Annotated in this window: 6 protein-coding genes; 3 read left to right on the top strand and 3 right to left on the bottom strand. The window is 44.2% G+C overall.

Annotated features, from left to right (window positions below):
• Positions 1-63: 63 nt before the first annotated feature.
• The gene (locus F6K37_RS25360; RefSeq protein ID WP_287252972.1) at positions 64-882 is read right to left on the bottom strand and encodes a DUF4058 family protein; all 819 of its coding nucleotides are present in this window, start codon (positions 880-882) and stop codon (positions 64-66) included.
• A gap of 404 nt (positions 883-1286) precedes the next feature.
• Here F6K37_RS25360 and F6K37_RS25365 point away from each other — a divergent pair, with 404 nt between their 5' ends.
• A complete protein-coding gene (locus F6K37_RS25365; RefSeq protein WP_287252974.1) occupies positions 1287-2687 on the top strand; it encodes an amidase in 1401 nt (466 codons plus the stop codon).
• Positions 2688-2854: 167 nt separating this feature from the next.
• On the opposite strand, the gene ilvC is transcribed toward F6K37_RS25365, so the two are convergent.
• Complete coding sequence (gene ilvC, locus F6K37_RS25370) at positions 2855-3850, bottom strand: ketol-acid reductoisomerase (protein ID WP_287252981.1); 996 nt, start codon at positions 3848-3850, stop codon at positions 2855-2857.
• Between the two features lie 546 nt (positions 3851-4396).
• Here ilvC and F6K37_RS25375 point away from each other — a divergent pair.
• Positions 4397-4690, top strand: a complete 294-nt coding sequence (locus F6K37_RS25375) for a ferredoxin (RefSeq protein ID WP_287252976.1) — start codon at positions 4397-4399, stop codon at positions 4688-4690.
• 232 nt (positions 4691-4922) lie between these two features.
• Here the strand turns inward: F6K37_RS25375 and F6K37_RS25380 are convergent, their stop codons facing one another.
• On the bottom strand, positions 4923-6509 hold the full coding sequence (locus F6K37_RS25380; RefSeq protein WP_502887775.1) for a SpoIID/LytB domain-containing protein: 1587 nt from the start codon (positions 6507-6509) through the stop codon (positions 4923-4925).
• 1489 nt (positions 6510-7998) lie between these two features.
• Here F6K37_RS25380 and F6K37_RS25385 point away from each other — a divergent pair.
• Positions 7999-8373 carry a tRNA-binding protein gene (locus F6K37_RS25385; protein WP_008188182.1) on the top strand — a complete coding sequence of 125 codons (375 nt, stop codon included), beginning with the start codon at positions 7999-8001 and terminating at the stop codon, positions 8371-8373.
• The last annotated feature ends 405 nt before the right edge of the window (positions 8374-8778 follow it).

Consider the following 8778-nt stretch of genomic DNA (forward strand, 5'->3'; position numbering starts at 1 on the left):
TATTATTTCGTAAGGGATTAACCGAACTTGATCTTACTCCAATATAGAACCAGCTGCAGGCTACTATTCAATCAAGACTTGCTTTACCCAACTTGCATCTGCGGTCGATAAAGGTGGTGGAGGGTCTTGACTATAATCAATCGCTAAATCATAACTCCCTTGGTCGTAAAGCTGATGTAATAATTGTTGTAAATTAACCGTAGGTTCTGTATCCTCTGGTTGGAGAGGTAAAGGAAAGGAAGGGATTGCTTGGGGGAGATTGAAAGCATATAAATCGGCTTGGGGACGTTCTTGAGAACGGCTGATTACGATGCGATAGTGGCTTTGGAAGGCTTGATTATTCATAGCCATTGGTTTTCCTTGACGCAGTAAATCAATTTCCACTAAATGGGTTAAGCTATCTAATATTTTTTGCCGTTTGGTTTCATAATTGCTGCGCCCTTCTGATCGCGTAGCGTGGCCTACGGCTTTAGACCGTTTGTTTTTGGGAGAAAGAATTTCGATGACAGTAATTACTTTGCCAGTTTCTAGCTTTCGCACTTCTAAATACCACTCTTTAACCATTTCAGTCATCGGTAGAGCAATCTTCATTGCTTTAACGCTAGGAGCAGCAACGGTAACCAGGGGTGACGGATCTTGGTGGTTGCTTTGAGAACTTTGAACCACTACATGATCTTTTCGGGCGGGCAAGATGCCCACTCTACCTAGCATCGAATCATCACCAGTAGCGTTGTAGACTCTTTCCTCAATTGCTACCCGATACTTAGGACGTAGCTGGGGGTTAAGGCTTTGGGCAATCAGGACAATGAGCCATTTGTGAACTTGTGACCAATATTCAGGTTTCTCCAGGTAGGGATTCATCCCAGGAAAAGGTGAAGGCATCTTTTGTGATGAAGCTGTGAAGTGGTATAGTACCTAAGTTACCGAAAAATTTTGGCTCTTCGGTAGCTGCAACCTAGCTAGTATTTTTCGCAAACTCTGGAAAATAACCGGGATTTGACTATGTGTTATCATAGAAAAATAAATTTAATGGTATAATGGGCAGTTAATAAAGATAAAGTTAATCTTAAGACAGCTATGGTCTGGGCTGACCCCCTAACCTGCTGTAGCCTTCGATTTAAGCAACGTTTAACAAAAAGTCTCTCAAACTCCTACTCTGTATAGCTTTGAGATTTTAAGAATTCAGTTTTACTAACTAGCATCTCAATGCCTAAAAGTATTGGTAAGTAATACTCTTAGGCATTTTTTTTTGGCAAATTAGCATCCGTTTATGGGAAACAAGCATTATGAATCAAGTTGACCTAGCGTTTACTCCAGCTCTAGACCAAGCCCAACTGATCCGCAAGGGTGAGATATCACCGCTGGAATTAGTCCAACTCTACCTTGAACGGATCGAAGGATTAAATCCTCAACTAGGCAGTTACTTCACTGTGGCTTCTGACATGGCACTTGTGGATGCTAAAGCCAAAACTGAACAACTTTCCCAAACTACCGATACCTCTAAACTCCCTCCATTTTTTGGTGTTCCGATTGCGATTAAAGACCTCAGGGCTGTAGAAGGACTCCCTTGTAGCTTTGGTGTTGCTGCGCTCAAAGACAATATTCCTGAGTATGATGATGGGGTAATCACGCGGATCAAGCAAGCTGGATTCATTATTTTAGGTAAAACTGCTACTTCTGAACTGGGTTCGTTACCCTATACCGAACCCCCAGGATTTCCACCAGCTCGCAATCCCTGGAATCTGGACTACACACCAGGGGGATCCAGTGGTGGTTCCGCTGCAGCAGTAGCAGCTGGCTTATCTCCCATTGCCCAAGGTTCCGATGGTGGCGGTTCCCTGCGCGGTCCAGCCTTTTGTTGTGGTTTGGTGGCGATAAAACCGACACGAGGTCGTATTTCTTATGCTCCAGTAGGAGACTTTCAAAGTGGTATTGCTAGTATTGGTCCGATGGCACGGACGGTAGCTGATGCAGCTGCTTTACTGGATGTGATGTCTGGCTATATTACTGGAGACCCTTACTGGTTACCTGACCCAGAGATATCGTTTCTAGAGGCTACCCATCAACAACTGGATAATTTGCGGATTAGTTTTGCCACATCGATTAAACCGATGGGAGAAGCGTCAGCTGTATGTGAAAAGATTGTGGTGGAAACCATGCAGCGACTGGAAGGGATGGGACATTTGGTTGAACCAGGTTGTCCAGATTTCAGTGAGATAGTAGAACCGTTTAAGACAGTATGGCAAGCTGGGGTAACGTCAGCAGGAATTCCTCTAGAAGCCTTAAGTCCCATGAATCGCTGGATTGCTGAACAATCCGGTTCTGCTGGGGAATACTTACAAGCGGTGACTAAGCTACAAATTATAGCGCGTCAGATTGTGGGATTCTTTTACAACTATGATGTGCTAGTGTTACCTACTTATTTACATTCACCGATTCGGGTAGGAGAGTGGGACGATTTGAGTTATGAAGAAACCTTGGAGAATATTATTAATTGGATTGGACCGTGTCCACCATTTAATGCTACTGGACTTCCTGCGATCGCAATTCCTGCTGGTTTTGATGACAAGGGTTTACCTGTAGGAATTCAGTTAGTGGGACCTCCAGCATCAGAAGCAACACTATTGGCATTAGCGGCTCAGTTGGAAGCAGCAAACCCCTGGATTCATAATCGTCCTACTGTATAAGGTAAAATCTGAAATTTACAGGACTTACGCCAAACTTGAGTTTAAATACTATAAGTAGTAGGATGATTTATTTACCGATCCGACCAGTATAGTTATGACGTAAGTCCTGATGATAAGTAATTCCTGATTTAAAAGGTTAATCGTAAACCGTCAACAGTCAACAATGCTTAAGCTTTTTTCAACCAGCTGAACATAGCGCGTAAGTCTTTACCGACTTCCTCGACGGGATGTTCTTTATTCTGACGGCGCATAGCAGTGAAGACCGGTTTACCTCCCTGATTTTCCAAGACAAATTCACGGGCGAATTGACCTGATTGAATTTCTTTGAGAATTTTACGCATCTCGGCGCGAGTTTCATCAGTAACAATCCTTGGCCCACGGGTATAGTCACCATATTCAGCAGTGTTGGAGATGCTATCCCGCATGTTAGCTAAACCACCTTCGACGACTAGGTCAACAATCAGTTTCACTTCATGAAGGCATTCAAAATAGGCCAATTCTGGTTGATAACCAGCAGCGACTAGGGTCTCAAATCCGGATTTTATCAATTCACTCAAGCCGCCACACAATACGACTTGCTCACCAAATAGGTCAGTTTCTGTTTCTTCCCGGAAGGTAGTTTCAAGAATTCCGGCACGGGTACCACCAATTCCTTTGGCGTAAGCCATGGCGCGATCGCGTGCTTGACCTGTGGCATCCTGGTAAACAGCAAATAGACAAGGTACCCCTTCTCCCTGTTCATAGGTGCGCCGCACCAAATGTCCTGGACCTTTGGGAGCAACCATGATCACATCTATGAACTCTGGGGGAACAATTTGACCAAAATGAATATTGAAGCCGTGGGCAAAGGCAATAACATTACCCTCGGTCAGATTTGGCTCAATTTCTGCCTGATAAATGGTTTTTTGCACTTCATCGGGCAGCAGGATCATCACCAAGTCAGCCGCTTTTGCAGCATCAGCCACTGTGTGGACGGTTAAGCCTGCTTCTTCAGCTTTCGCCTTAGACTTACTACCTGGATACAGTCCTACGATCACATTCATGCCACTCTCTTTAAGATTAAGGGCGTGAGCATGACCTTGAGAACCGTAGCCGATAATAGCAATAGTTTTATCCGCCAGTAGGTCTAGGTTAGCGTCGGTATCGTAATACATTTGAGCCATTGTAATTTCTGTTCCTTTTTTGCTGGTCATTGTCTTGATGCAATAGCGAGTGGGGGAAACCCCCGCTGGTCGGCGCTGCATCGCTGCAAACTTACCATGATACCGCAAAACCGATCTCAAGCCTGGCAGGTGAGATACCTTTTTATCCATCAGCCCATCATCGGATTACCCCATGTATAGATACAGGTCTTAGATGGTAATGATAAGTATTTCTAATTATAAATTAATAAGGATTTTACCAAAGTTATCTGAGGGAGATCGGATCTGTAAAAATCCTTTTAAAACTAGACCTTAAAGCATTTTGATGGAGCGGTTTGAGACCTAACTCTCTGGTGTATATACTTGTGAATATTATATAAGTTTTACTTATATAATTGGCGATTAAGCCTTTCATTCTTAATCGGTCTTAATCTACTGAGAGTTTTCCCGTAGTATCAGAGATGGAGTAAAAATAAGCATGCCAAGCTCCTTGAACCAAAGGATAGGCTTTTGGCGTATACTCACAAAGTCTCTACTATTGTTTTAAATCGAGAGGATTACTAAAACATGGCAACTTACAAAGTCACCTTGAAAACTCCAGATGGAGAGTCTACCCTTGACGTTCCTGAGGACGAATACATTCTCGACGTTGCCGAGGAGCAAGGTGTAGATCTGCCTTATTCCTGCCGTGCAGGTGCCTGCTCTACCTGTGCTGGCAAAGTAGAAAGTGGTAGTATTGACCAGTCAGACCAATCCTTCCTGGATGATGACCAAATGGAGGCTGGCTACGTTCTGACCTGTGTAGCCTACCCCACCTCTGATTGCACGATCACTACTCATCAAGAGGAAGCACTGTACTAAGTACTAATATAAGTACTAATAACAGAGGGGAAGTAAGAGAGCTTACAAGTTGGGTGTTTTACTCTTTGAGCTCTTTACTTCCCCATCGCCGCAGATCGGGTGATGAGATGATTAGGTAATGGGATGATGGCGAAATCACGCTAAATCCAAGCTAAATCAAGGAAGATATGGAATAATTTTCCTGAAATTATTCCATATCTTCCCCTTCTCCCTTCTTTTACCCTTGATTAGACTAGGGCTTAACTAGTGCGCTGGCATTTTGCCAGAAGATAATAGAATTGTTCAAAGGCTGAATTTGAGTACCAGGATAATAGAAGCTGAGAATTTTTTCTGCGGACCAACCGAGTTTCGCTAAATTTTGGGAACCGTGTTGGCTAAAGCCAACCCCATGTCCAAAGCCGCCACCAACAAAAACGAAGCCTTTGAGGGTTTGATTACCTTTGTCATAAATCGGGTCTACGTAGAAGAGGGTGCTGCGGGGAGGACCAAAGGCGCTGCGGGCTTCATTTTTACTCAACTCCAGCATACCCCGATCCGTTGTTACCGCCATTTTCAGCACTCGTCCTGCTGGTGAACGCTCTACCACTTCCATATGCTCAATGGTAGTGAAGTTAGCAAGGGGGTGTTTGGTTTTTTTGAGATAGCGTTGTAAATGGCTGGTGACTTGATCCAAGGTATTGTTGTACTTCCACCGGAATAAGTAACTATTGTCAGTCTCATTAAATCCTTGCTTCATGTTCATGAACTCACGGAAATTTTGTTCGTCTGCTAAGGATTTTTGTGACAAATTCCAGAGGGAGTATGGGGAGTCTACCACTGCTCTTAAGTAAGGACGTTCTGAACCATTCCAAACATCACTGAAGGGCGCACTGATTCCACCAGTTGCAGCGGAATACAGAGCATCTACTAACTCATTGTTGTAAGTCAGCACCAGACCTTTAGTAGCTGCGATCGCACGGTCAGCCACTGGATTGGTTTGATTTATTCCGAAATAAACCTGGCAGTGAGTATCGGCACAGAGTTCGTAACCGTCAACATTAAATCGGCGTCGGTTCCGCAAGGCGTAGGTGCGAGCAATAATGCTCTGAGCAGCTACGGTTGAATAGCGTGCTCCAGCTCCAATTTCATGAGGTACCACACCCCGCAAGTAGCTTTCTAGAGGTACCTGATTTACTAAGGTATAGTCACCATAAGCATTGGGCTGGATGCGTAGACTACCAGGATAAAGTCTTGTCCTACGGTTATTTTTTCCTTTGCTAACCCAGATCAGATTTTTACCAGCAGTAATATCGATTTCCCGTCGATGGTAGCGATAGTTACCAATCACAAAGGAAGCATGGGGCACCTCGGTGACAACATTAGTATCAATATAGGCAGTAGTATCACCTTTGGCTTTGATACTTGCTAGCAGTAGACGTCGCAATAAAGGGGTTTGATAAACACTCCGTTTTGCCCACACCTGCCAGCGGTCAGGCTTGGCAACTTCCACCTCAATCCCCTTTTCCCGCCATTTATTGGCACTATCTTCTGCAGTTTCAAAGGTTCCATGGTTACTCAATACCACGTACTCTTCGATCTGGGGCTGCTGTAACGGTTTATTGACTATTTCCAGCTTGAGGCTGCTAAGCTGCTTGGTTTTCGGTTGCATATCACCGCCTAAAAATTTGACGGTTAGCTGATCGTCCGGGGCAGCTTTCAGAGTGAGCTTGTCCGTTGGTTCATCTCCAAAGCGCTGCACTACTCCCACTTTTAGTGGGATATCTGAGGCTTTGGCGGCTAACCCTGATAGGATTGGTAGTCCCCACAACGATAGTGTCATCAATGGTATTAGGAAATGGGGATTGGAAGCTGGGGAATTGAGAGAGATCGGTTTTTTCGTGAACCCCACTATCCAATTGCGAAACCGACCTGTCTTACCCGATGCCGTATTTTGATGCGAATTCAAGTCAAACGCTTTTATTGTCATTAGCTTAGTTTTTAAAGTACCCAATCCATAATTCCCATTCCCCGATTCTAGATCCCGAAAAGTACGATCCTCCACAGGTATTGTTACCCTGACCAGGTCTTTTCATGGTCTTTGCTTTGGCATTGGAGGGTCTTTGCTTTGGCATAGGGATGATTTATTGGAATTTAAAGCATCAGGAGGAGGAGGAATATTGGAAAGATCGGGGGCGAGATAGTATAGTGCTACGCCGAAGGCAACAGGCCACAGGCCACAGGCCACAGGCAAAAGTTTACTCAAACAGCTTAGGTGCGCTTTCCGCTCTTTGTGCGCTTGACCCATTAAGAATTAAATTCGCGCTTAGGTGGGCTTTCCAATGGGCGAGTAAATCGCCCTTGGGTCGCACCTCAAGGTGGGCTTTCCAATGGGCGAGTAAATCGCCCTTGGGTCGCGCCTATCGGCAAAGCCGACGCGGGGCGCGTTCGGGTCGCACCTTTTTCAGCTTTTATCAATGTCAAACACCTTAATGCGTAGTTCCTTATATTATGAATTCAAATCTGTCAAGACTAATCAGCAATGACCAGCAATTCTCAGTATGAAATATTAACTAGTTTTGGGAGGGAGTTATAACTCCAATCCCTGGAGGATGAAAGTGAGCAGATCTTCCCAGCTATCGAAATACATGTAACGGGTCAAGGCTCGCAAATCCTCAAAAAAGGTTTTCCGAGTTGGTATAGCAGAAGTCAGAAGTCAGAAGTCAGAAGTCAGAAGTCAAACTCTTGCGCTTACAAAGGGTGTGAGACTTTTGTCATGTCCTAACTGCCCTGGCGACTGCTATATACCAGTCGAAGCAAAGCTTAGGACATATTTCTTTTCCCTGCTCCCAGCTGTTGAAGCTGGTAGAGTCGATGCACTGTATTACCCGGGGCACCTCTCCTGTCATACCATACGTGAAAGTGGCGGGTAACAGAGCATACGTCACCGTATCTCCCTCCCCTAAGAACCGGACTTGACACTCCTCGCATCATCCGGCTCAAGCCTTTGCTTTCACAAAACATCTACCACTGTGTATTGTCTTATGGCAAATTTTGTGTAGGTGTTGAACACCTATTTCCTAAAATGAGAATTGCTGATTTCCAGCAAACTCCCTTGACAACTGGTATACAGCCTTAACTTGTCACCGATGACTATGAATTGAATTATGGACTCCTGTATAATTAGGTCTGTTGCTCCTAGGACACACTTTGTATTGTATTATTCCGATGCAGCTCAAAGTAAAGTAACTGCACAGGATAAAAAATACTGAAGCTTCATCTGGCACGCATCTTATTATAATATATGAACTCTACTAGTGAGGAATCCATAAATGAGTAGCTCTAACCCTTTTAAGGTTGCTCCAATTAAAGAAATTGTTTCTTATGAAGACTTTGAAAAAATTGATATACGTGTTGGCACAATCGAGCTAGTAGAAGATTTGCCAAAGTCAGATAAGTTGATCAGATTAACGGTTGACTTTGGTGATTTCAAACGCAAGATCCTAGTAGGTATGAAAAAAGAGAGAGAAAACCCTAAAGCAGAGATTGAGGGTAAGCAGGCTTTATTTATAGTTAATTTGAAGCCTAGGAAGATGATGGGAGAACAATCAGAGGGCATGCTTTTTGATATTGGCTATGCAGATGGTATAACCCCAGTTTTAGCTATGCCTGAAAAGATCATTCCGAATGGTACTCGTGCAGGATAAAGCAAGGGCATCTATCTAGTGTGGGGGGATATACGAACGCTACCCCACTATGCCCAAACGAATCAGCGTTGCTTAATAATGAAATGATTTTAAGAGTGAGGTGGAATGGGCATTTTGCTGTGGAATGGGCATTTTGCCGGTTATCAATATTCCCATTCCACAGCAGGATGCCCACTCTACTCCTATTGAACGTCAGTAAGGGATCATAAAAAAGCTGAAGTCCTTGCCTAATGAAGCTTGAACCCGATTAACTTCCCCCACGAATAGGAAAAGGAGGGGGGATACTCTTAAACCGTAATTAATCGGGATAATCCCGGATAAGACGGTCAAGGTGCATTTTATTGTGGTCTAAGTGAGGGGTGGTCATCGGCAATTGGAGTTAAGCCTGCCACCCATCTATTTAGA

Source organism: Moorena sp. SIO4E2 (genome assembly GCF_010671945.1).
GTDB classification, from domain to species: domain Bacteria; phylum Cyanobacteriota; class Cyanobacteriia; order Cyanobacteriales; family Coleofasciculaceae; genus Moorena; species Moorena producens.

Coding starts and splice junctions, on each gene's coding strand:
- F6K37_RS25380 (WP_502887775.1), bottom strand. CDS start 6,509: ATGACACTATCGTTGTGGGGACTACCAATCCTATCAGGGTTAGCCGCC.
- F6K37_RS25375 (WP_287252976.1), top strand. CDS start 4,397: ATGGCAACTTACAAAGTCACCTTGAAAACTCCAGATGGAGAGTCTACC.
- ilvC (WP_287252981.1), bottom strand. CDS start 3,850: ATGGCTCAAATGTATTACGATACCGACGCTAACCTAGACCTACTGGCG.
- F6K37_RS25365 (WP_287252974.1), top strand. CDS start 1,287: ATGAATCAAGTTGACCTAGCGTTTACTCCAGCTCTAGACCAAGCCCAA.
- F6K37_RS25360 (WP_287252972.1), bottom strand. CDS start 882: ATGCCTTCACCTTTTCCTGGGATGAATCCCTACCTGGAGAAACCTGAA.
- F6K37_RS25385 (WP_008188182.1), top strand. CDS start 7,999: ATGAGTAGCTCTAACCCTTTTAAGGTTGCTCCAATTAAAGAAATTGTT.